Raw genomic sequence first — 23,679 nt, forward strand, 5'->3', positions numbered from 1 at the left:
CTTCAAGGTTGTTCAGCTATTCAACCGGAGCGAAAAGCGAATCGCCGATAAGTAGTGCAAACGAACAATGACTACAACCAAAGAGCATAGTAGCCTTCCTCAGCGCTTGAACTCAGGAGTCTGTGCATGTCCGTCCGTCGTACCAAAATCGTCGCCACCCTTGGCCCGGCCAGTAACTCGCCGGAAGTCCTCGAACAGCTGATTCTGGCTGGTTTGGACGTTGCCCGTCTGAACTTCTCCCACGGCACCCCGGACGAGCACAAGGCTCGCGCCAAGCTGGTGCGTGACCTGGCCGCCAAACACGGTCGCTTCGTCGCATTGCTGGGTGACCTGCAAGGCCCGAAAATCCGCATCGCCAGATTCACCGACAAACGGATCGAGCTGAAGATCGGTGACACGTTCACCTTCTCCACCAGCCACCCGCTGACCGACGGCAACCAGCACGTCGTGGGTATCGACTACCCGGACCTGGTCAAGGATTGCGGCGTCGGCGACGAACTGCTGCTGGACGACGGTCGCGTGGTCATGCGAGTCGACACCGCCAGCGTTACCGAACTGAACTGCACCGTGCTCATCGGCGGCCCGCTGTCGGATCACAAAGGTATCAACCGTCGCGGTGGCGGCCTGACGGCGCCGGCCCTGACTGAAAAAGACAAGGCCGACATCAAGCTCGCCGCCGAAATGGAAGTGGACTACCTCGCGGTGTCCTTCCCACGCGACGCTGCCGACATGGAATACGCGCGCAAACTGCGCGACGAAGCCGGTGGTACTGCCTGGCTGGTGGCGAAGATCGAACGCGCCGAAGCCGTGGCCGATGACGAAACCCTCGACGGCCTGATCAAGGCGTCCGACGCGGTGATGGTTGCCCGTGGCGACCTGGGCGTGGAAATCGGTGATGCCGAGCTGATCGGTATCCAGAAAAAAATCATCCTGCACGCACGCCGCCACAATAAAGCGGTGATCGTGGCGACCCAGATGATGGAGTCGATGATCCAGAACCCGATGCCGACCCGCGCCGAAGTGTCCGACGTGGCCAACGCCGTGCTCGACTACACCGACGCCGTGATGCTCTCGGCTGAAAGTGCCGCTGGCCCGTACCCGCTGGAAGCCGTCCAGGCCATGGCGCGTATCTGCATCGGTGCCGAAAAGCACCCGACCAGCAAGACCTCCAGCCACCGCATCGGCAAAGTGTTCGAAAGCTGCGACCAGAGCATCGCCCTGGCCGCCATGTACACCGCCAACCACTTCCCTGGCGTCAAAGCGATCATCGCCCTGACCGAAAGTGGCTACACGCCGTTGATCATGTCGCGTATCCGTTCCTCGGTACCGATCTACGCGTTCTCCCCGCACCGCGAAACCCAGGCCCGCGCGGCGTTGTTCCGTGGTGTCTACACCGTACCGTTCGACCCGGCGTCGTTGCCGCCTGAGCAAGTCAGCCAGGCTGCCATCGACGAACTGCTCAAGCGTGGCGTGGTGGAGAAAGGCGACTGGGTCATCCTGACCAAGGGCGACAGCTACCACACCATCGGCGGCACCAACGGCATGAAGATCCTGCACGTTGGCGACCCAATGGTCTGAGTAATCTGCTGAAAAAACAAAGCCCCGCCCTGTGAATGGCGGGGCTTTTTGCTTTGCGGCTCACAGTGATGGGCTTGCCTGTGGAAACGTCATCAGCACCCGCTGATCGACCTGGACAGGAACACATCAGCCAACAGTTGATTGCGCGGCAGCCCTGCCAGGAACAGGCGCTTGGAGAACGCCTCGACGCTGGCCGGATGCCCGCAGAGCAAGGCCAGTGTTTGCCGGGAAACCAGCCGCAGTTGCGCCAAGGCCGGGGTCAACTGCGCCGCCGTCCACAGCTCCACCGTCAGGTTCGGATGGCGCTCGGCCAGCGCTGCCAGGGGCTCGGCCAAGTAGTGACCGCTGGCATCGTGGGCCAGGTGAATCACGCGGATCGCGCCTTGGTGGTCCTGGCGCAACGCCTCACGCAACACGCCCCACAACGGGCCCAGGCCGGTGCCGGACGCCAACAGCCACAGCGGCCGGGTTTGCCAGTCGGGGTCGTACTGCAAAGCGCCGCCGCGCAGTTCGCCCAGGCGCAGATGGTCACCGACGCGCAACTGTCGAGCGGCATCGCTGAACGCGCCGGGCTGACGGCAGTCGAGATGAAACTCCAGGAACGGATCTTCCTCGGGCAGGCTGGCCAAGGAATACGGGCGCGCCACCGGCCCCGCCCACAACACCAGATGCTGCCCGGCCCGGTAGCGCAGGCCGCGCTCCGGTTGCAGGCGCAGGCGCAGCACATGCGTGCTCAACCACTCCACGCCGACCACCGCGGCCGGCACGCCGTCACGGCTCGGGTCAAACGCTTCGACGTGCAGGTCCGCCACCACCCGGCACTGGCAGGCCAGGCGCCAGCCGCTCTCGCGTTGCGCCGGGCTGAGGGCGTCGGGCTGCTGATCTTCGACCTCGCCCCGGCAATGCACCAGGCACGCATGGCAACTGCCGGCGCGGCAACTGTAGGGCACGGCAACGCCGGCCTGGTTCAGGGCATCCAACAGGTTGCTGCCGGTGGAGACCGACCAGTGGCGTTCGCCGACGTACAGTTCAGGCATACAAGGTCTCGGATCAAAAAAGCCTACACAGGGAATCACGCCCGGCAGAGTTTGACCATAGTCGGGTGTATCGGCCACCGTGCCGGGTTATACTGCCGCGCCTTTTTAGCGTCGCGCCAGCATCACTCGGCGTGCCTTGGAAAGGTGGTTTCAGCCGACCGATACACCCCACTGAAGCCACCTTTATTGAATGTTCCCTTATAGAGGAGCGCGACTCATGACCGTGATCAAGCAAGACGACCTGATTCAGAGCGTTGCCGACGCCCTGCAATTCATTTCCTACTACCACCCCGTTGACTTCATCCAGGCAATGCACGAAGCCTACCTGCGCGAAGAATCGCCGGCAGCCCGTGACTCCATCGCCCAGATCCTGATCAACTCGCGCATGTGTGCCACCGGCCACCGCCCGATCTGCCAGGACACCGGTATCGTCACCGTGTTCGTGCGCGTAGGCATGGACGTGCGCTGGGACGGCGCCACCATGGGCCTGGACGACATGATCAACGAAGGCGTGCGTCGCGCCTACAACCTGCCGGAAAACGTCCTGCGTGCTTCGATCCTCGCCGACCCGGCGGGCGCGCGTAAAAACACCAAGGACAACACCCCGGCGGTGATCCACTACTCCATCGTCCCGGGTAACACCGTGGAAGTGGACGTGGCCGCCAAGGGCGGTGGTTCCGAGAACAAGTCGAAAATGGCCATGCTCAACCCGTCCGACTCGATCGTCGACTGGGTGCTCAAGACCGTTCCGACCATGGGCGCCGGCTGGTGCCCACCGGGCATGCTCGGCATCGGCATCGGCGGCACCGCCGAGAAAGCCGCCGTGATGGCCAAGGAAGTGTTGATGGAATCCATCGACATCCACGAGCTGAAAAAGCGTGGCCCTTCCAACCGTATCGAAGAGATGCGCCTGGAGCTGTTCGAGAAGGTCAACCAACTGGGCATCGGCGCCCAGGGCCTGGGTGGCCTGACCACCGTGCTCGACGTGAAGATCATGGATTACCCGACCCACGCCGCCTCCCTGCCGGTGTGCATGATCCCCAACTGCGCCGCCACCCGTCACGCGCACTTCGTGCTCGACGGTTCGGGCCCGGCATCGCTGGAAGCGCCACCGCTGGACGCCTACCCGGAAATCGTCTGGGAAGCCGGCCCGTCGGCCCGTCGCGTCAACCTCGACACCCTGACCCCGGAAGACGTGCAGAGCTGGAAGCCGGGCGAAACCGTGTTGCTCAACGGCAAGATGCTGACCGGTCGCGACGCGGCGCACAAGCGCATGGTCGAGATGCTGAACAGGGGCGAAACCCTGCCGGTGGACCTCAAGGGTCGCTTCATCTACTACGTCGGCCCGGTTGATCCGGTGCGCGACGAAGTGGTTGGCCCTGCCGGCCCGACCACCGCGACGCGGATGGACAAGTTCACCCGTCAGATCCTCGAACAAACCGGCCTGCTGGGCATGATCGGCAAATCCGAGCGCGGCCCGACCGCCATCGAAGCGATCAAGGACTACAAGGCCGTGTACCTGATGGCCGTAGGCGGTGCTGCTTACCTGGTGGCGCAAGCCATCAAGAAGTCGCGCGTGGTGGCTTTCGCCGAACTGGGCATGGAAGCGATCTACGAGTTCGAAGTGAAAGACATGCCGGTCACCGTTGCGGTGGACAGCAAAGGCGAATCCGTCCACATCACCGGTCCTGCCATCTGGCAGAAAAAGATCAGTGAAAGCCTGGCGGTAGAAGTGCAGTAAGCGCTTCTTCGCACCGATAAAGGCGACTGCGGCTACACAGCCCAGTCGCCTTTTTTATCGCGCATGCTATGGTGCTCCCCCCTAATTGCAGCTGTTCATCTCCGTATGATCGCGATCCCTCGCCCCCTGCGCCTGACCTTCTACTCCCTGTTGATCATCGCCGGTGCGGTGCTGGCCGCTGCCTTGGCCACCCGCCACGCTGAACGCCAGGCCCTGGTGGACGATGCCGCCCGTGCCAATCAGCAATTAGCGCTGTACGCCAACTCGCTGCACACCCTGATCGAACGCTACCGCGCCCTGCCCGCCGTGCTGGCACTGGATTCGGAAATGATCAGCGCGTTGAAAGGCCCGCTGGATGCCGCGACCCAGGACCTGCTCAACCGTAAACTGGAACGTATCAACAACGCCGCGCAGTCCTCCACATTGGAACTGATGGACCGCACCGGCCTGGCCGTGGCCGCGAGCAACTGGAAGCTGCCGAGCAGTTACGTCGGGCACAATTATGCGTTCCGGCCTTATTTCAGGCAGACCCTGAGCCAGGGCACCGGGCGCTTTTATGCGGTCGGGGTGACCACCGGCGTGCCGGGGTATTTCCTATCCAGCGCGGTGCTCGATGAACACGAGCAGTTCCTCGGCGCGATGGTGGTCAAACTGGAGTTCCCCGAACTCGAGCGCGAATGGGCCCAGGGCAACGACCTACTGCTGGTCAGCGATGCACGCGGCATTGTGTTTATCGCCAACCAGCCGGGCTGGCGTTATCGCAACCTGCGCCCGCTGTCGGCCAGCGACCTCGCCGAACTCACGGCCACCCGCCAGTACGACAAGAAACAGCTGCAATCGCTGGAGACCCAGACCCTGCAACGTTTCGACGAAAACAGCCACCTGATGCGCGTCAACGGCCCCGACGGCAACGCCCGGTACATCTGGGAATCCCTGCCGCTGAAGGGCGAAGGCTGGACCTTGCACCTGCTGCGCAAACCCCAGTTCGCCTTCGAAGACCAACGCAACGCCGGCCTCGCCGCCGCCGGTTCATGGCTGGCGCTGGTGTTCCTGGTGCTGTTCCTGACCCAGCGCTGGCGCCTGGCCCGCATGCGCCAGCGCAGCCGCGAAGAGCTCGAACAGCTTGTCGAGGAGCGCACCCAGGCCCTGCGCACGGCCCAGGATGGTTTGGTGCAATCGGCCAAGCTGGCGGCGCTGGGGCAGATGTCTGCCGCACTCGCCCATGAAATCAACCAGCCGCTGACCGCACAGCGCATGCAATTGGCGACCCTGCGCCTGCTGCTCGACCATGGCCGCGTGGAAGATGCCTACAAGGCGCTCACACCACTGGACGACATGCTCACCCGCATGGCCGCGCTGACCGGCCACCTCAAGACCTTCGCCCGCAAAAGCCCCAGCGGCCTGCGCGAGCGCCTGGACCTTGCCAGTGTGGTCGACCAGGCCCTGCAACTGCTCGACGCACGCCTGCGCGATGAAGGCATCGGCACCGTGCTGGACCTGACCCGCCCCGCCTGGGTCCGTGGCGACGCGATCCGCCTGGAACAGGTACTGATCAACCTGTTGCGCAATGCCCTCGACGCCATGGCCAACAAGCCGCGCAAACGCCTGGAAATCCGCCTGCACGCCGATGAGCAACTGTGGCAACTGACCGTCAGCGACAGCGGCGGCGGCATCGCCGAAGAACACCTGAACAGCGTGTTCGACCCGTTCTTCACCACCAAGCCCGTGGGTGATGGACTCGGCTTGGGGCTGGCGGTGTCCTACGCTATCGTGCATGAACTGGGTGGACGCCTGTGCGTCGCTAACCGTGGCGACGGCGCGGTGTTTACCCTGACCCTGCCTATCGCGCTGGAGACGCCGGAGCTATGTTGAATGCGGTGATTGTGGTCGATGACGAAGCCAGCATTCGCACAGCCGTTGAGCAATGGTTGAGCCTGTCGGGATTTGACGTGCAATTGTTCAGTCGCGCCGAGGCCTGCCTGGCGCAACTGCCCAAGGACTTTCCCGGGGTGGTGTTGAGCGACGTGCGTATGCCCGGCCTCAGCGGCCTGGAACTGCTGGCCGAAGTGCGGCGGCGCGACGCCGACTTACCGGTGATCCTGCTGACCGGCCATGGCGATGTGCCGATGGCCGTCGAGGCCATGCGCGACGGGGCCTACGACTTCCTGGAAAAACCCTTCAGCCCCGAAGCCCTGCTCAACAGCCTGCGTCGCGCCCTCGATAAACGTGGGCTGATCCTGGAAAACCGCCGCCTGCATCAACAAGCCGATCATCGGACGCAACTGGAAAACAGCCTGCTGGGCGTGTCCCGCAGCATGCAGAACCTGCGCCGCCAGGTGCTCGACCTGGCGACGCTACCGGTCAATGTGCTGATCCGCGGCGAGACCGGCAGCGGCAAGGAACTGGTCGCCCGCTGCCTGCACGACTTCGGCCCGCGGGCGAAGAAAGCCTTTGTCGCGCTCAATTGCGCGGCAATCCCCGAGCAGCTGTTTGAAGCCGAGCTGTTCGGCCACGAGAGCGGCGCGTTTACGGGGGCTCAGGGTAAGCGTATTGGCAAGCTGGAATACGCCCACGGCGGCACGCTGTTTCTGGATGAAATCGAAAGCATGCCCCTGGCCCAGCAAGTCAAATTGCTGCGGGTGTTGCAGGAGCAGAAGTTAGAGCGCCTGGGCTCCAATCAGAGCATCCACGTCGATCTGCGCATCATCGCTGCGACCAAACCGGACCTGTTGGAAGAAGCCCGCGCCGGACGTTTTCGCGAAGACCTGGCCTATCGGCTGAACGTCGCACAACTGCGCCTGCCGCCCCTGCGCGAGCGCCGTGAAGATATACCGCTGCTGTTCGATCACTTTGCGCAAAGCGCCGCCGAACGCCTGGGCCGCAGCGTTGAACCGCTGAGTGGCGCGCAACTGGGGCGCCTGCTCAGCCATGACTGGCCGGGCAACGTGCGCGAACTGGCCAACGTCGCCGAACGCCAGGTGCTGGGGCTGGGCGAACCGGAGCCCGAAGGCATCGAGGCCGGGCAATCATTGGCGGCGCAACAAGAAGCCTTCGAGGCCCACTGCCTGAAAGCCGCACTGACCCGACACAAAGGCGATATCAAGGCGGTACTGGCCGAGCTGCAACTGCCCCGGCGCACCTTCAACGAGAAAATGCAGCGGCATGGGTTGGTGCGCGAGATGTTTCTCTAGGGCGTTCTTTGTGGTGTTTTCAAAGACGCCATCGCAGGCACGTCATAAGCGGATTTCCGCTCACCCACCCCAGAACCATCGGCGGCTTTCCGCTCAAAAAAAGCTGCAAACCCTTCTAGATCGGGCCTTCCCCCACCTGGCACAGCTCCTGCTATAGCCCCAGTCAGGCTGTGCTCAGGCACGCTCCATAAAAACAACTATCTGAAGGTTCCTTCAATGGATAACTCCAATACTTTGCCTCTGGGGTCGGCGGCTGCGCCGGCGAAAGAACGCACCACCACCAGCCGCATCAAATCGATCTTCAGCGGATCGGTCGGCAACATGGTCGAGTGGTACGACTGGTACGTCTACGCGGCGTTCTCGCTGTACTTCGCCAAAGCCTTCTTCCCGAAAGGCGACACCACCGCCCAACTGCTCAACACCGCTGCGATCTTCGCCGTGGGCTTCCTGATGCGCCCGATCGGCGGCTGGCTGATGGGCCTGTATGCCGACCGTGCCGGTCGCAAGGCCGCGTTGATGGCCTCGGTGCTGCTGATGTGCTTCGGCTCGCTGATCATCGCCCTGAGCCCGGGTTATGAAACCATCGGCGTCGGCGCACCGATCCTGCTGGTGTTCGCCCGTCTGCTGCAAGGCTTGTCGGTGGGTGGCGAATACGGCACCTCGGCCACTTACCTGAGTGAAATGGCGACCAAGGAGCGTCGCGGTTTCTTCTCCAGCTTCCAGTACGTGACCCTGATCTCCGGCCAGCTCATAGCCCTGGCGGTGCTGATCGTGCTGCAACAAGTGCTCACCACCGAGCAACTATACGATTGGGGCTGGCGTATCCCGTTCGCCATCGGCGCCCTGTGTGCAGTGGTCGCGCTGTACCTGCGTCGCGGCATGGAAGAAACCGAGTCGTTCACCAAGAAGGAAAAAGCCAAGGAAAGCGCAATGCGTACCTTGATGCGCCACCCCAAGGAACTGATGACCGTGGTCGGCCTGACCATGGGCGGCACCTTGGCCTTCTACACCTACACCACCTACATGCAGAAGTACCTGGTGAACACCGTCGGCATGAGCATTTCCGACTCCACCACCATCTCGGCGGCGACGCTGTTTCTGTTCATGTGCCTGCAACCCCTGGTCGGCGCGCTGTCGGACAAAGTCGGCCGCCGTCCGATCCTGATCGCCTTCGGCATCCTCGGCACGCTGTTCACCGTGCCGATCCTGACCACCTTGCACACCATCCAGACCTGGTGGGGCGCGTTCTTCCTGATCATGGCGGCGCTGATCATCGTCAGCGGCTACACCTCGATCAACGCGGTGGTGAAGGCTGAGCTGTTCCCCACCGAAATCCGCGCGCTGGGCGTGGGCCTGCCGTATGCGCTGACCGTATCGATCTTCGGCGGCACCGCTGAATACATCGCGCTGTGGTTCAAGAGCATCGGCATGGAAACCGGCTACTACTGGTACGTGACCGCATGTATCGCGGTGTCGTTGGTGGTCTACGTGACCATGAAAGACACCCGCAAGCACTCGCGGATCACCACGAACTAACCGCTGAACGCAGTCACGAATGTGGGAGGGGGCTTGCTCCCGATCGCGGTGTATCAGTCAACTTGTCTCAAGCTGACCCACCGCCATCGGGAGCAAGCCCCCTCTCACATGTGGAATCAGGACAACTCTGCCACTTCGCGCCGCACATAGCGCCGCTGCGCATACGACGCCCCGATAATCATCACCACCAGCACCGCCGCCAACACCGCCGACGAACCGATGGTGCCGAAGTCCAGCCCGCCCTTGGCATGGGGCTTGGTCAGGAAGTCGCCCAGGGTCGCACCAAACGGCCGGGTCAACACGAACGCCACCCAGAACAGCAACACCGACGAGATCCGTGTGAAGTACTTGAGCGCCACCACCACTGCGATGGTCGAGCCGATCAACAACGCGCCACCAGCGAAGCCGAGCCCGGAATCGTCGGCAAGGAAGTCGCCGAGGGCGGTGCCCAAGGTGTTGGAGAACAGGATCGCCATCCAGTAGAACAACTCGCCGCGAAAGGTCTGCACCTTGTTCACGTTCAGCGAATCACCGCTGAGGTGCCATAACGCGAAGATGATCATCAGGATCACGATCAGGATCATCGACCCCGTGGCGTAGCCCAGGCCGAGGCTGCGGTCCATGAAGTCGGACATGGTGGTGCCGGCGGTGCTGGTGGACAGGATCACGATCCAGTACAGCACCGGGTTGTAGGCTTTCGACCAGAGTTGCGTCACCAGGGTGACCAGGAACACGCTGATCAGGATCATCGAGCTGATGGCGTAACCGACGTTAAGGGTCATCGACAGCAAATCCCCGGCGGTTTCGCCCAGGGTGGTTGCGCAGATTTTCATGACCCAGAACGCCAGGGTGATCTGAGGAAGTTTGTTCATGCAGTGGAAGGCTCCGAAGCTCAATCTATCAATGGGCCGACTTATAGGGGGTGTCGACCGCGCGCGCAGACTGAACGGGACGCTGTGAAAAATAGGTGGGCGCTGAATGAAAATTCCATAGGGTCGATGGAAATTCGCCGCCATGGCTTGCACTATGACGGCCTCCCAGAGAAGCGCAGCAGGAACCCCAGCCATGTCTGACGACAGCTACTACTACGAACCCGCCAAGGGCCACGGCCTGCCCCATGACCCGTTCAACGCCATCGTCGGCCCGCGACCGATCGGTTGGATTTCGTCCCACGACAGTGAGGGCCACCTGAACCTGGCGCCCTACAGTTTCTTCAATGCGTTCAACTACATTCCGCCGATCATCGGGTTTTCCAGTGTCGGGCGCAAAGACAGCCTGAACAACATCGAACAGACCGGCGAGTTTGTGTGGAACCTGGCCACCCGTCCGTTGGCCGAGCAGATGAACCAGAGCTGTGCCGCCGTGCCGCCGCAGGTGAATGAGTTCGAGTTGTCCGGCCTGACGCCGGTGGCCTCGAAGATCGTCGGCGTGCCGCGGGTGGGCGAGAGCCCGGTGGCGTTCGAGTGCAAAGTCACGCAGATCATTCAGCTGCAGCGCGCCGACCATGTGCTGGTACCCAGCTGGCTGGTGCTGGGCGAGGTGGTCGCGGTGCATATTGCCAAGTGGCTGCTCAAGGATGGGATCTACGACACCGCCGCCGCCGAGCCGATCCTGCGTGGCGGCGGCCCGGCGGATTACTTCCAACTGGGCCCCGAGGCGCTGTTCAAAATGTATCGCCCAGGCGTCACCCAAGCCTGACTGCAATGCAATGCAATAAAAATGTGGGAGGGGGCTTGCCCCCGATAGCGGTGTTTCAGCTACAGATAGGCTGACTGACACACCTCCATCGGGGGCAAGCCCCCTCCCACATTAGATCAGCGGCGTGCGTTAGTTTGTGGCAGTCGCCCAGGTCAACTGACCTTCTGCGTCGACGTCGGTCAACAACTCAAGGTGCAGCGTCGCCGCATCATCGGCATCGGATGCCGTCTTGAACTTCTGTCCATCCAGGATCTTGTGAAACTGCGGTGCGCCCATGCCATCGAGTGCCTTGACGGCGACGGCGGCGCTGTAGCCTCCTTCGCCCGGTACTACGGCGGAAACGGCTTCGTGGTGGGCAAATTGTTTACGTGCCATGTTGCAGGTCCTGGCCAATGGAAAGTCGGCCATTCTAAACCCTAACCGGCGAGTTGCAGGTACTCGCCGTAAGCACTGGCGGCGGATGCATCGGTGAAGGTCTGGAAGTCCATGCTGCGCACGACTGCGTCGTTCAACAGCTCGGTGAAGATCATCAGGGCTGGCGAGTTGAAGTAGGCACTCATCGCCTGCTCGCTGCTCCAGAGGCCCGAGACCAGCCAGACATCGGGGTCGACCTGGGAATGCTGCAACGAAAATTGCAGGCAACCCTGAGCCTGACGGCCCGGTTCGATCAAACTGCTCAAACGAGCACCGAGTTCGGTGCTGCAGCCGCTACGGGCGCGGATAAAGGCCATATGGCTCGCGGGAATGGGGGTGGACATGTTCGACTCTCCCGTTGAGAAGTGATGCTCGGCAAACACTGTGAGGGTGTGTTGCCACAGGATCAAAGATAACGGCGCGGGTCGAGGCGCGGTTAGTCGATTCCTGCCGGCTTATTGCACAATCCTGCGAAAAGCGTAGACAGGACGATTGCCCGCCGGTTTTATTCCACCGGCAAACGCCTTGTTTCAGGGACGTGACAACCGCCGCGCTTGCCTGATTCACGCAGCTTCGCAGGATCAGGCAAGGATCGAGCAGAATCGACATAACACGGTTTGCACCGCCACCGCTAAGCTGAGCCCATCAAAGAAGCCTGCAGAGGACGCCCTATGTCGTCGCCCGAACCTAAGCCCGTGCCCCTCGATGCCGAGATGGAAAAACAGCGCGCCGAACTGGCCAGCATCGTGCGTCGGCATACCTGGGAAGACGGCTCCTACGGTACGGCGATCACGTCACTGTTCCTGAACCGCCACAACACCCCGCGCGACTTCAGCCCGGTGCTGGTGGAGCCCGCCTTGTGCATCCTGGCCAATGGCCGCAAGGAAGTGCGCCTGGCCGATGAAATCTTCGCCTATGACCCGCTCAATTACCTGGTGTTTTCGGTGTCGATGCCCGTGGCCGGGCGGATCATCGATGCCACCGCGCAAGACCCGAACCTGTCGATCCGCATCAACATCGACCCGGCGCAGCTCACCGCCCTGATCGCAGAAGCCGGACCGATGGGCGTGCCATCGCGCCCGACTGCGCGTGGGATGTACGTCGACCGCCTCGACAACCAACTGCTCGACGCCGTACTGCGCTTGACGCGCTTGCTCGATTCGCCCAAAGACATCGCCATGCTGGCGCCGTTGATCAACCGTGAAATTCTCTACCGCTTGTTACGTGGGCCGCAGGGCTATCGGCTGTATGAAATTGCCGTAGCCAACAGTCAGAGTCATCGGGTCAGCCAGGCGATCAAATGGCTCAATGGCAACTACGAACAACCGCTGCGCATCGATGACCTGGCCAGGGAAGTGAACCTGAGCGTCTCGACCTTGCACCACCGCTTCAAGGCCATCACCGCGATGAGCCCGCTGCAATACCAGAAGCAGTTGCGCTTGCAGGAGGCGCGGCGGCTGATGCTTGCCGAAGGGCTGGAAGCCTCCGCGGCGGGGTATCGGGTGGGGTATGAAAGCCCGTCGCAGTTCAGCCGCGAATACAGCCGGCTGTTTGGTGCGCCGCCACTGCGGGATTTGGCCAGGTTGCGTCAGAGCGTGTGATTCAGCGCCCCTCCCACATTTGATCGGCGGCGCTGCTTAGTCGAGGGTGCGGGGCAGTTGCAAGGTGACCCGCAAACCACCCTCGCGCAAATTCTGCAAACTCACTTCGCCGCCATGGCTGTGCGCTATGTTGCGCGCGATGCCCAGGCCCAGGCCGTAGCCCTGCTGCTGGCCAGCGAGGCGGAAGTGCGGTTCGAAGACTTGCTCCAGGCGCTGTTCCGGCACGCCGGGGCCTTCGTCGTCGACGTGCAGGATGAACTCCGCGCCATCGTCCTCGATATGCAAATGGGCGTTCTGCCCGTATTTCAATGCGTTGTCGATCAGGTTGCCGATGCAGCGCTTGAGCGCCAGCGGCTTGCCCGGGTACGGCGCCAACGCGCGCCCATGCTGGGTCACGCGGCCGTTGCCGTTGGGCGCCAGGTACGGTTCCACCAGACAGTCGAGCACATGGTTGAGGTCCACCGGCTCGATGTTTTCGTGGATGTCGGTGTCTTTCACGCATTGCAGCGCACCTTTGACCAGCAACTCCAACTCGTCCAGGTCGCGGCCGAATTTGGTTTGCAGGTTTTCATCTTCAAGCAATTCAACCCGCAGGCGCAGGCGTGTGATCGGTGTGCGCAAGTCGTGGGAAATTGCACTGAACAACTGGCTGCGCTCGGTGAGGTAACGGCTGATGCGCTCGCGCATGGCATTGAAGGCGCGCCCCACTTCGACCACTTCACTGCCGCCGCCTTCGGCCACCGGCTCCACGTCGGCGCCCAGCGACATGTCCCGCGCCGCCCGCGCCAGGCGCTTGAGCGGCCGGCTCTGCCAGTGGACCAACAGGCCGATGAACAGCAGCAAAAAGCCGCTGGTCAGCACGATAAACCACACTTGCTGCGACGGCAGACCTTGTTCTTCGAGGCTGGTGTACGGCTCGGGCAACAGCGAGGCGATGTACAGCCATTCGCCGGGGGCGAGTTGGATCTGGGTGACCAGCACGGGCGGGTTCACCGGTTCCAGGGTCAGCGCGTAATGCGCCCAGGAGCGTGGCAGCTCATCGAGTTTCAACCCGGCATTGAAGATGCGCAGGTCTTCGGCGCTGACGAATTCCACCGAGATATGCACATCGGCGCCCAAGGTCTGGCGCAACACTTCATCGACCGCCTTGAGCACCGCTTGCTTGCGCGGGGTCTGCGGCAAGATCGCCATGTCCAGCGGGCGGTCGTTGAGCGTCACCACAAACCGTGTGCCGCCCATGCTGCGCAATTGGTCGAGGACCAACGGGCGATAAGCCACCGGCAACGAACGGAAATAGCTCACGCTGGCCGTCATCGAATGCGCCAGGCTGCGGGCGCTGGTGACCAGGCCTTCGAGCTGGGTGGCGCGCAATTGCGAGACCCAGATCACGCTGGACAGCGCCTGGGCGAACAGCACCGCGAGCAGCGTCAGCAGGAGCATGCGCCCGAGCAGCGAGCGCGGCACCGGGAAGCGGCGGCGACGTTCGCTCAGGTGTTCAGTGGACACTGCCGGCAACCACGCTGGCTGCCAGTTGATAACCGCTGCCGCGCACGGTGCGGATCAGCCTCGGCGGTTTTTCCGTGTCGCGCAGACGTTGGCGCAGGCGGCTGACGGCCATGTCGACGATCCGGTCGAGCGGCATCAGGTCGCGGCCACGGGTGGCGTTGCCGATGGTGTCGCGGTCGAGGATCTGTTGCGGGTGGTCGAGAAACAGCTTGAGCAGGGCAAAGTCGGCCCCGGAGAGGATCACCTCTTCACCGTCGACGTGAAACAGTCGGTGGCTGATCGTGTCCAGGCGCCATTCATCGAACGCCAACACGTCGCCATTGCCGCCGCGCTCCTGGCCGAACTGGCAGCGGCGCAACAGTGCCTTGATCCGCGCCTGCAACTCGCGGGGGCTGAAAGGCTTGCCGATGTAGTCGTCGGCGCCCAGCTCCAGGCCGATCACACGGTCGGCTTCGTCGGAACTGGCGGTGAGCATGATGATCGGCACCTGCGCCTGGCGCGGGTGCTGGCGAATCCAGCGACACAGGCTGAAGCCGTCTTCGTCCGGCAACATCACATCGAGGATGACCAGGTCGCACGGCGCCTCGTCCATCGCCTGACGGAACCCCGCACCGTCCGGCACGCCACGCACCTGGAAACCGGCGCGACTGAGGTAGGTTTGCAGCAATTCGCGGATTTCCTGGTCGTCGTCGACGAGGAGAATCGATTTACTGATTACGCTCACGGGGTCCTCCTTGTTGTTATGGCCATGTTGTAGGAGCGAGCTTGCTCGCGAAAATCCTGAGGCTGCCGCGTATCACCTGATGCGCTTCGTTATCGTCAACGTTCTTCGCGAGCAAGCTCGCTCCTACATGGCGAATGCCTGTTCAAGCGCCACACCCGCCCCGGTCAACCCGGAATACGGCGCCGTCACCAGCCATACCGGAATGCCCTTGAAATAGTCGCTCATGCAGCCTTTGTCACTGAAGCTCTTGGCAAAATCGCTGTGGATAAAGAAGTCGGCAAACCGCGGGATCACCCCGCCGACGATATACACACCGCCCCGTGCGCCGGTGGTCAGGACGTTGTTACCGGCTACGCGGCCCAGCCAGATACTGAACTGGTTCAACACTTCCATCGCCACCGGGTCGCCGGCCAGGCCTGCCGCCGTGATCGCTTCCGGCGTATCCAGCACCGGCGAGTGACCATCCACCGCACAGATCGCCCGATACACCCGTGGCAAACCTGCACCACTCAAGGCGCTTTCGGCGCTGACATGGCCGATCTCATTGTAAATGTGCTGCCACAGCTGGGCTTCCCGCGGGCTGCTCAGGGGCAGGTCGACATGGCCGCCCTCCCCCGGCAACGCGGCCCAACGGCCGCCGCCCAGGTCGAGCAAGGTGCCGACGCCCAGGCCGGTGCCCGGACCGATCACCACCGCCGGGCGCAACGGTTCCGGCGTGCCAGGGCAGACCACGCAGAATTCGTCGGGCCTCAAGCGGGTCATGCCCAGGGCCATGGCCGAGAAGTCATTGACCAGCAGCAGTTCATCCACCTGCAAGGTGTTGCAAAACGCAGTCTTACTCAGGCGCCAGTGGTTGTTGGTGAATTTAAATTCATCACCGCTCACCGGCCCGGCCACCGACAGGCACACCGCGCCGACGTCGCCGATCGCCAGGCCTTCTTCCTTGAGGTAGACCTTGATCGCGTCCTCAGGGCTTTTATGATCCGCGGTGGCCTGCACCCGGATCGAATGCAGTGCCTGATCCCGCCACAACGCAAACCGGGCGTTGGTACCGCCAATATCACCGACCAGCGCAAGCTTCACTTAAGCGTCTCCAAGGCACAGGTAAAGGCGCTGGCGCCTTGCTCTGCGGAGCTTGCGGCCAAGCGCATAAATGCAAACAGCTCGCGACCGGCCCCCACGTTATTGCCCAACAGGCCCGTGGCAGGTGTGCGCGCTGCAAATTCTTCGGCGTCCACCTTAAGCTCCAAGGTGCCTTTGACGCCATCCACACGAATGATATCGCCATCGCGCACCCGTGCCAGCGGCCCGCCGCTCTGGGCTTCGGGGTTGACATGGATCGCGGCGGGGATCTTACCCGACGCGCCGGACATGCGCCCGTCCGTTACCAGCGCCACTTTGAAGCCACGGTCCTGCAACACGCCGAGGAACGGCGTCATCTTGTGCAATTCGGGCATGCCGTTGGAGCGCGGCCCCTGGAAGCGCATCACCGCGACAAAGTCTTTTTCCAACTGACCGGCCTTGAACGCATCGGCCAGATCTTGCTGGTCCTGGAACACCACCGCTGGGGCTTCGACGACCTGGTGCTCGGGGGCCACGGCGGAGACTTTCATCACGCCACGGCCGAGGTTGCCTTGCATCACGCGCAAGCCACCTTCGGGCGAGAACGCGCGGGCCACCGGGCGCAGGATGGCTTCGTCGAGGCTTTCGATCGGGCCGTCGCGCCAGATCAGTTCGCCGTCGACCAGGAACGGTTCCTGGATGTAGCGGCTCAGGCCTTTGCCGGCCACGGTGTTGACGTCTTCGTGAAGCAGGCCGGCTTCGAGCAGTTCGCGGATCAGGAACGACATGCCGCCCGCCGCCTGGAAGTGGTTGATGTCGGCTTTGCCGTTTGGATAGACGTGGGACAGGGTCGGCACCACCTCGGAGAGGTCGGCCATGTCCTGCCAGGTCAGGATGATCCCCGCCGACATGGCGATGGCCGGCATGTGCAGGGTGTGGTTGGTGGAACCACCGGTAGCGTTGAGCGCAACGATGGCATTGACGATGGATTTTTCGTCGACGATCTCGCCGATCGGCGTGAAGTTGCCGTTGGCCTTGGTCAGGCGCGTGACCTGATGCGCGGCTTCGCGGGTCAGCGCGTCACGCAGCGGCGTGTACGGGTTGACGAACGAGGCGCCGGGCAAATGCAGGCCCATCACTTCCATCAGCAACTGGTTGGTATTGGCGGTGCCATAGAAGGTGCAGGTGCCGGGGCTGTGGTAGGACTTCATCTCCGACTCCAGCAGCTCTTCGCGGCTGGCCTTGCCTTCGGCGTAGCGCTGGCGCACGTCGGCCTTCTGCTTGTTGGAGATGCCCGACGGCATTGGCCCGCCAGGAACGAAGATCATCGGCAGATGGCCGTAGCGCAGGGCGCCCATCATCAGGCCGGGGACGATCTTGTCGCAGATGCCCAACATCAGCGCGGCGTCGAACATGTTGTGGGACAGCGCTACCGCCGTGGACATGGCGATGACTTCACGGCTGAGCAGGCTCAGCTCCATGCCCGGCTCGCCTTGGGTCACGCCGTCGCACATGGCGGGCGTGCCGCCGGCGAACTGGCCGACCGAGCCGACTTCGCGCAGGGCTTTTTTGATCTGGTCCGGGAAATGTTCATACGGCTGGTGCGCCGAGAGCATGTCGTTATATGACGAAACAATTGCCACGTTGGCGGCATTCATCATACGCAGACTATTTTTATCTTCGGTGCCGCAACCGGCCACGCCGTGGGCAAAGTTGGCGCATTGCAGCTTGCCGCGCATCGGGCCGTCGCTGGCGGCGCCGCGAATGAGCGCAAGGTAAGCCTCACGGGTTGCACGACTGCGGGCGATAAGCCGATCGGTGACCTCAAGAACGCGGGGATGCATGTGTAGAACTCCAGGCTAACGGATGTGGCGACCTGAGTGTCTATGCTGATCAAACGCCCGCGGCACATGGGATGGCAGAGAGTCGTTTGGATCATCGGACCAGTTGATTCAGGTCACTCGTTGTAGATTGAACAAAATATTGCCACTAAAAAGGCTTGTTTTCTATTTTTATGCGAATAATCTTGTAATTCTTACAACAAATCGACGACAGGCACTCTTCAATGACTCTTCGAATCGCAATCAATGGTTTTGGCCGTATCGGCCGCAATGTCCTGCGCGCACTGTATACCCAAGGCTATCGCCAGGATTTGCAGATCGTCGCGATCAATGACTTGGGCGACAGCTCGATCAATGCCCACCTGCTCAAATACGACACCGTCCACGGTACTTTCGATGCAGAAGTCGCACACGATCAGGAAAGCCTGACCGTCAATGGTGACCGGATCGCCGTCAGTGCCATTCGCAACCCGGCCGAGCTGCCCTGGGCTGCGCACAATATCGACGTGGTGTTCGAATGCACCGGCCTGTTCACCGACCGGGCCAAGGCTGCTGCCCATATTAGCGCCGGCGCGCGCAAGGTGATCATCTCTGCCCCGGCCAAAGGCGCGGATGCCACCGTGGTCTACGGGGTAAATCATGACATTTTGCGTCAATCCCACCAGATCATCTCCAATGCTTCCTGCACCACCAACTGCCTGGCACCCGTGGCCCAGGTGCTGCACCGCGAGCTGGGCATCGAGAGCGGCCTGATGACCACCATCCATGCCTACACCAACGACCAGAACCTGACCGACGTCTACCACACCGACCCCTACCGCGCGCGCTCGGCCACCCAGAACATGATCCCGAGCAAGACCGGCGCCGCCGAAGCGGTCGGCCTGGTGCTGCCGGAACTGGCGGGCAAGCTGACCGGCATGGCCGTGCGGGTGCCGGTGATCAACGTATCGCTGGTGGACCTGACCGTGCAGTTGAAGAAAGACGCTACCGCCGAGGAAGTCAACGCGCTGCTCAAGGAAGCCAGCCAGCACTCGAAGATCCTCGGCTACAACACCCTGCCGCTGGTTTCCAGTGACTTCAACCACAACCCGCTGTCGTCGATCTTCGACGCCAACCACACCAAGTCCAGCGGCAAACTGCTGAAAGTGCTGGCCTGGTACGACAACGAGTGGGGCTTCTCCAACCGCATGCTGGACAACTGCCTGGCGCTCTGCAACGCCGAATAATCTTTTGTGGGAGGGGCGGCTCGACGGTTCGACTTGCTCCCGATGGCGGTGTATCAGTCATGCATGTGTTGACTGACATTCCGTAATCGGGAGCAAGCCGCTCCCACATTTGATCGGTAGAGGCCCAGAGAAACAGCCACTTGCCATTTGTGCTGATGATACGCATTATCATTAACTACAAATCGGTCCGGTATCGCTGTGAGCCAATCTCGCTTCAACCAAGTCTTTCTCACCCAACGGGTGATTCTGCTACGCACCTTGCAGCGGATGGTGAACAACCACAGCACCGCCGAGGACCTGTTGCAGGAAACCTACCTGCGCGTGACCCGGGCCCTGGGCGAGCGGCCGATCGATCACCTCGAACCCTTCGTCTACCAGACCGCGCGCAACCTCGCGCTGGATCACTTGCGTTCACGCAGGATACAGGCGCGCACACTGCAGGAAGATGTCCCGCTGGACGTCCTGCAAAGCGTCGCCGCCCCCATCAGCACGCCCGAAGACGCGACCCAGGCCGAGCAACTGCTTGAGCACCTGAGCATCAGCCTCGGCCAATTGAGTGCCCGCCAGCAACGGATTTTCATCCTCAGCCGCCTGCACGGTTGCAGTTACCAGGAGATTGCCGATCAATTGGAAGTGTCCTTGAGCACGGTGCAAAAGGAACTGAAATTGATCATGGCCATCTGTGTAGGTGTGGCCGAACGGCTGGATCAGCCTTAAGCTTCACCCGACAGAAATGTCGACCCAGGCTGTAGGAAAGATAAATAGAACGTGGCGAAGACCCGAGGCACACCGTGACCGACCCGAATAAACTGCGCCCCCACGCGCTGGCTCATGAGGTGTTGCAAGACCCGGCGATGGACCAGGCCCTCGACTGGCTGATCGCCTTGCAGTGCCCGCAACCCGGGCAGCAGGCCGCGTTCGAAGCCTGGCTGGCCGGCGATCCGGCACGCGTCCGTGCCTTCGGCAAAGCCCAGGCCGCCTGGGGCGGGGCGCCCGTCCACAGCGCCGCCGTCGCGCTGGCCGCACCGCGCAAACCCGGGGCCTGGCGCCGTATCAAACCGCATTGGAAACCACTGGCCACCGCCGCCGTGTTGATGCTCGGGCTGTTCAGCTTCAGCAACCTGCCGGTACGTCTGCAAGCCGACCACCTCACCGTGGTGGGTGAGCGCCAGCGCCTGCAATTGGATGAGGGCTCGAACGTCCTGTTGAACACCGATTCGGCATTCTCCAGCACCACCCGGGATCACCAGCGCATCGCCCGCCTCTACCAAGGCGAAGCGTTTTTCGAGGTAACGCCCAACCGCGGCCTGCCCCTGGAAGTCGACGCCGGCCCGGTGCGCGCCAGCGTGCGCGACACCGCATTCGCCGTGCGCTACCTCAACGGCGAAGCGCAGGTGCAGGTGCAGCGCGGCGACGTCGACCTGAGCAACACCTTCGACGATGCCCGCGTGCGCCTGAGCGCTGGGCAAAGCATCCGCATCGGTCCCAAGGGCTTCGGTCAACCCGCCAGGCTCGACGCCAACAAGGACCTGGCCTGGGTCCAGGGCCGGCTGATCTTCGAAAACCGCCCGATGAGCGAAGTGCTCGCCGAATTGCGCCGCTACTACCCCGGCTGGATCGTCAACACCAACGACCAACTCGCCAGCGTCGCCGTCACCGGCAACTACCGCCTCGACCAACCGTTGGACGTAGTGCGTTCCCTGGCCCACATCACCTCGGCCAAGCTCTCTGAATACCCGGCCTTGGTGATCCTGAACTAAATGAGAATTATTTTTACTCGATAGACCTCGGCTGTACGTCTCGTCTTAGCCAATGCAACTGATTCCTATTTGAACCAGTGCGCAACTATAAGACTCGTACTTCCGGAGCGCTCTCGATGTCCTCTCGTTTCAATCGCCGGTCTTCTTCACCCGTGCTGTCCTTGCTGACCGCCGCCCTCCTGCTGGCCGGTACCCCGCTGACGGTCGCCGCCGCCGAACCGACCGCCCGCAGCCACGGCAACTACAGCTTCAGCATCGAACAGCAGCCACTGGTTTCGGCACTCAATGCCTTCACCGCCGTGACCGGCTGGCAAGTCGGCCTGTCGGCGGAGCTGGGCCAGGGCGTGTCGTCCCCTGGCGTGCGTGGTGCGCTGTCGCCGGAAAAAGCCCTGGAGCGCTTGTTGGTGGGGACCAACCTGGGCTACCGCAAACTCGGCAACAGCAACATCGTCCTGGAAAAGCACGCTGCCGGCGGTGTCCTCAACCTGCAACAGGTGACCATCAGCGCCACCCGTAACGAGCAGGACGTCAACAGCGTACCGAACACCGTCAGCGTGCATGATCGCCAAACGCTGGACCGCCAGAACGTCAACACGATCCGCGAACTGGTGCGTTACGAGCCCGGCGTCTCGGTCGGTGGCGCCGGCACCCGTGCCGGCAATGCGGGCTACAACATTCGCGGTATCGACGGCGACCGCATCCTCACCCAGGTCGATGGCGTGGAAGTGCCGGACAACTTCTTCAACGGCCCCTACGCCAAGACCCGTCGCAACTACGTCGACCCGGAAATCGTCAAGCGCGTGGAAATCCTGCGCGGCCCGGCGTCGGCCCTGTATGGCAGCAGCGCCATCGGCGGCGCGGTGAGCTATTTCACCCTCGACCCGGACGACATCATCAAACCCGGCCAGGACGTCGGCGCCCGCCTCAAGACCGGCTACAGCTCCGCCGACGAGAGCTGGCTGACCTCCGCCACCGTCGCCGGCCGCGTACAGGACGTCGACGGTTTGCTGCACCTGAGCCAGCGCAACGGCCATGAAACCGAAGCCTACGACGGCAACAATGCCACCGGCCTGGCCCGCACCGGCGCCAACCCCGAGGAGGCGCGCACCACCAACGTGTTGGCCAAACTGGGCTGGAACTATGGCGATGACAACCGTCTGGGCCTGACTTACGAGAAGTACAAGGACGATCGCGACGTCAACCTGAAGAATGCCGTGGGTGGCCCGTTCGTCGGTGGTCAAGGTTTCAATCTCTACCGTGATCGCCGAGGCAACGACACCATCACCCGCGAACGTTTCGGCCTGGAAAACACCTTCGCCCTCGACTCGCCCGTGACCGATCGCATCAAGACCAGTCTCAATTACCAGATCGCCAAGACCGACCAGAGCACCGCAGAAATCTACCAGGCCGGCCGTCGGGTATTGCGCACCCGCGACACGCTTTATGAAGAAAAACAGTGGGTATTCGATGCCCAGCTGGACAAGGCATTCAGCCTCGGCGAAACCGATCACCAAGTGACCTACGGCACCACGCTCAAGCAGCAGAAAGTCACCGGCTCCCGCGAGGGCGCGGCCACTTGCCTTGCCGTCGGCGCCGGTTGCACAGCCATTGGCGCGCCCAGCCCAACGGCCAGCGACAGCGTGAAGAAGGCCAGCGACTTCCCCGACCCGACCATCAACACCTATTCGTTGTTTGCCCAGGACCAGATTGCCTGGGACAAATGGACCTTCCTGCCCAGCCTGCGTTATGACTACACCCAGCTCAAACCCAAGCTGACTCAAGCGTTCCTCAGTACCGTCAACCCGACCGGCCAATACCCGGTGAGCGACAAGGAAAAAACCTGGCACCGTGTCACCCCCAAGTTTGGCCTGACGTATGCCCTGACCGATCACTACACCCTGTTTGGCCAATACGCCGAAGGCTTCCGCACCCCCTCGGCCAAGGCGCTGTACGGACGCTTTGAAAACCTGAACCTGGGCTACACCGTCGAGCCCAACCCCGACCTCAAGCCGGAAACCAGCAAAGGCATCGAAACCGGGATTCGCGGCAAGTTCGCCGCAGGCTCCTTCGACATCGCGGTGTTTTACAACAAGTACCGCGACTTTATCGACGAAGACAACGCGGTCGTCGGCGGCACCGTCGAACAGTTCCAGGCCGTCAATATCAAGCGCGCAACCATCAAGGGCGCGGAAGCCAAGGGCCGCTTGAACCTCGACGCCTTCGGGGCGCCTCAGGGCCTGTATACCCAGGGGTCGATTGCCTACGCCTACGGGCGCAACGACGACAGCGGCGAGCCGCTGAACAGCGTCAACCCACTCAAAGGCGTATTCGGTCTGGGTTACGAACAGGACAACTACGGTGGCCTGCTGAGCTGGACCCTGGTGAAGAAACAAGACCGTGTCGACAGCAAGACCTTCTTCGCGCCCGACGGCGACAGCGCCAACGGCCCGTTCAAGACCCCAGGCTTCGGCATCCTCGACCTGACCGGCTTCTATAAAGTCACCCACGACGTGACCCTCAACGCCGGCCTCTACAACCTGACCGACAAGAAGTACTGGAACTGGGATGACGTGCGCAGCTACGACAGCGTCGGCGAAGCCGGTGTCACCGGCCCGGCCAACCTCGACCGCCTGACCCAGCCCGGTCGCAACTTTGCGATCAATGTGATCTGGGACATCTGATCAATCCGCCTCGCCTCGCCGGAATCAATCACCGGCGAGGTGAGGATTTTTTACTGTGCCGCGTCTTCTTGTTCGTCTAGTTA

At 62.3% G+C, this 23,679-nt stretch carries 19 protein-coding genes; 11 read left to right on the forward strand and 8 right to left on the reverse strand.

The window, feature by feature from the left end; all coding sequences use genetic code 11:
• Positions 1 to 126: 126 nt before the first annotated feature.
• A complete protein-coding gene (gene pyk, locus TU80_RS11970; RefSeq protein WP_046382238.1) occupies positions 127 to 1,578 on the forward strand; it encodes a pyruvate kinase in 1,452 nt (483 codons plus the stop codon).
• A 92-nt stretch (positions 1,579 to 1,670) separates the two neighbouring features.
• Here pyk and TU80_RS11975 read toward each other — a convergent pair whose 3' ends face one another.
• Positions 1,671 to 2,615 carry an iron-sulfur-binding ferredoxin reductase gene (locus TU80_RS11975; RefSeq protein ID WP_057004540.1) on the reverse strand — a complete coding sequence of 315 codons (945 nt, stop codon included), beginning with the start codon at positions 2,613 to 2,615 and terminating at the stop codon, positions 1,671 to 1,673.
• A gap of 217 nt (positions 2,616 to 2,832) precedes the next feature.
• Between TU80_RS11975 and TU80_RS11980 the strand changes: the two genes are divergently transcribed.
• The 4 genes from TU80_RS11980 (at position 2,833) to TU80_RS11995 (ending at position 9,083) form a co-directional block, all read left to right on the forward strand.
• Positions 2,833 to 4,356, forward strand: coding sequence for a fumarate hydratase (locus tag TU80_RS11980; RefSeq protein WP_017846082.1), 1,524 nt, complete (start codon positions 2,833 to 2,835; stop codon positions 4,354 to 4,356).
• 105 nt (positions 4,357 to 4,461) lie between these two features.
• Positions 4,462 to 6,228, forward strand: coding sequence for an ATP-binding protein (locus TU80_RS11985; RefSeq protein ID WP_057004541.1), 1,767 nt, complete (start codon positions 4,462 to 4,464; stop codon positions 6,226 to 6,228).
• Complete coding sequence (locus tag TU80_RS11990; protein WP_017846084.1) at positions 6,222 to 7,547, forward strand: sigma-54-dependent transcriptional regulator; 1,326 nt, start codon at positions 6,222 to 6,224, stop codon at positions 7,545 to 7,547. Before TU80_RS11985 ends, TU80_RS11990 begins: the two co-directional genes overlap by 7 nt.
• A 216-nt stretch (positions 7,548 to 7,763) precedes the next feature.
• A complete protein-coding gene (locus TU80_RS11995) occupies positions 7,764 to 9,083 on the forward strand; it encodes an MFS transporter (RefSeq protein WP_046382234.1) in 1,320 nt (439 codons plus the stop codon).
• Positions 9,084 to 9,199: 116 nt separating this feature from the next.
• Here the strand turns inward: TU80_RS11995 and TU80_RS12000 are convergent, their stop codons facing one another.
• Entirely contained in the window at positions 9,200 to 9,955 is a 756-nt protein-coding gene (locus TU80_RS12000) for a COG4705 family protein (RefSeq protein ID WP_057004542.1), read from the reverse strand.
• A 193-nt stretch (positions 9,956 to 10,148) separates the two neighbouring features.
• Here TU80_RS12000 and TU80_RS12005 point away from each other — a divergent pair, with 193 nt between their 5' ends.
• Positions 10,149 to 10,781, forward strand: coding sequence for a flavin reductase family protein (locus TU80_RS12005; RefSeq protein WP_046382233.1), 633 nt, complete (start codon positions 10,149 to 10,151; stop codon positions 10,779 to 10,781).
• A gap of 129 nt (positions 10,782 to 10,910) precedes the next feature.
• On the opposite strand, the gene TU80_RS12010 is transcribed toward TU80_RS12005, so the two are convergent.
• Together TU80_RS12010 and TU80_RS12015 are read right to left on the reverse strand one after the other, a co-directional pair.
• Positions 10,911 to 11,156, reverse strand: a complete 246-nt coding sequence (locus TU80_RS12010; protein WP_017846087.1) for a hypothetical protein — start codon at positions 11,154 to 11,156, stop codon at positions 10,911 to 10,913.
• Positions 11,157 to 11,197: 41 nt separating this feature from the next.
• A complete protein-coding gene (locus TU80_RS12015; protein WP_046382232.1) occupies positions 11,198 to 11,539 on the reverse strand; it encodes an antibiotic biosynthesis monooxygenase family protein in 342 nt (113 codons plus the stop codon).
• 327 nt (positions 11,540 to 11,866) lie between these two features.
• Between TU80_RS12015 and TU80_RS12020 the strand changes: the two genes are divergently transcribed.
• The gene (locus TU80_RS12020) at positions 11,867 to 12,796 is read left to right on the forward strand and encodes an AraC family transcriptional regulator (RefSeq protein WP_057004543.1); all 930 of its coding nucleotides are present in this window, start codon (positions 11,867 to 11,869) and stop codon (positions 12,794 to 12,796) included.
• 36 nt (positions 12,797 to 12,832) lie between these two features.
• Here the strand turns inward: TU80_RS12020 and TU80_RS12025 are convergent, their stop codons facing one another.
• The 4 genes from TU80_RS12025 to edd form a co-directional block, all read right to left on the reverse strand.
• Positions 12,833 to 14,260 (reverse strand): ATP-binding protein, encoded by a 1,428-nt coding sequence (locus TU80_RS12025; RefSeq protein ID WP_162231530.1) that lies wholly within the window; start codon positions 14,258 to 14,260, stop codon positions 12,833 to 12,835.
• A gap of 31 nt (positions 14,261 to 14,291) precedes the next feature.
• Entirely contained in the window at positions 14,292 to 15,026 is a 735-nt protein-coding gene (locus tag TU80_RS12030) for a response regulator (protein ID WP_046382230.1), read from the reverse strand.
• 123 nt (positions 15,027 to 15,149) lie between these two features.
• Entirely contained in the window at positions 15,150 to 16,109 is a 960-nt protein-coding gene (locus tag TU80_RS12035; protein WP_057004544.1) for a glucokinase, read from the reverse strand.
• A complete protein-coding gene (gene edd, locus TU80_RS12040; protein WP_046382228.1) occupies positions 16,106 to 17,932 on the reverse strand; it encodes a phosphogluconate dehydratase in 1,827 nt (608 codons plus the stop codon). The genes TU80_RS12035 and edd overlap by 4 nt, the downstream gene beginning before the upstream one ends.
• A gap of 221 nt (positions 17,933 to 18,153) precedes the next feature.
• Here edd and gap point away from each other — a divergent pair, with 221 nt between their 5' ends.
• The 4 genes from gap to TU80_RS12060 all read left to right on the forward strand — a co-directional run bounded on the left by gap (position 18,154) and on the right by TU80_RS12060 (position 23,596).
• Positions 18,154 to 19,155, forward strand: coding sequence for a type I glyceraldehyde-3-phosphate dehydrogenase (gene gap / locus TU80_RS12045; protein ID WP_057004545.1), 1,002 nt, complete (start codon positions 18,154 to 18,156; stop codon positions 19,153 to 19,155).
• A 198-nt stretch (positions 19,156 to 19,353) separates the two neighbouring features.
• Positions 19,354 to 19,872 carry an RNA polymerase sigma factor gene (locus TU80_RS12050; protein WP_017846095.1) on the forward strand — a complete coding sequence of 173 codons (519 nt, stop codon included), beginning with the start codon at positions 19,354 to 19,356 and terminating at the stop codon, positions 19,870 to 19,872.
• Positions 19,873 to 19,946: 74 nt separating this feature from the next.
• Entirely contained in the window at positions 19,947 to 20,915 is a 969-nt protein-coding gene (locus TU80_RS12055; RefSeq protein ID WP_046382226.1) for a FecR family protein, read from the forward strand.
• Positions 20,916 to 21,031: 116 nt separating this feature from the next.
• The gene (locus TU80_RS12060) at positions 21,032 to 23,596 is read left to right on the forward strand and encodes a TonB-dependent receptor (RefSeq protein WP_057004546.1); all 2,565 of its coding nucleotides are present in this window, start codon (positions 21,032 to 21,034) and stop codon (positions 23,594 to 23,596) included.
• The last annotated feature ends 83 nt before the right edge of the window (positions 23,597 to 23,679 follow it).

The sequence above is a fragment of the Pseudomonas veronii genome (genome assembly GCF_001439695.1).
Taxonomy (GTDB): Bacteria; Pseudomonadota; Gammaproteobacteria; order Pseudomonadales; family Pseudomonadaceae; genus Aquipseudomonas; species Aquipseudomonas veronii.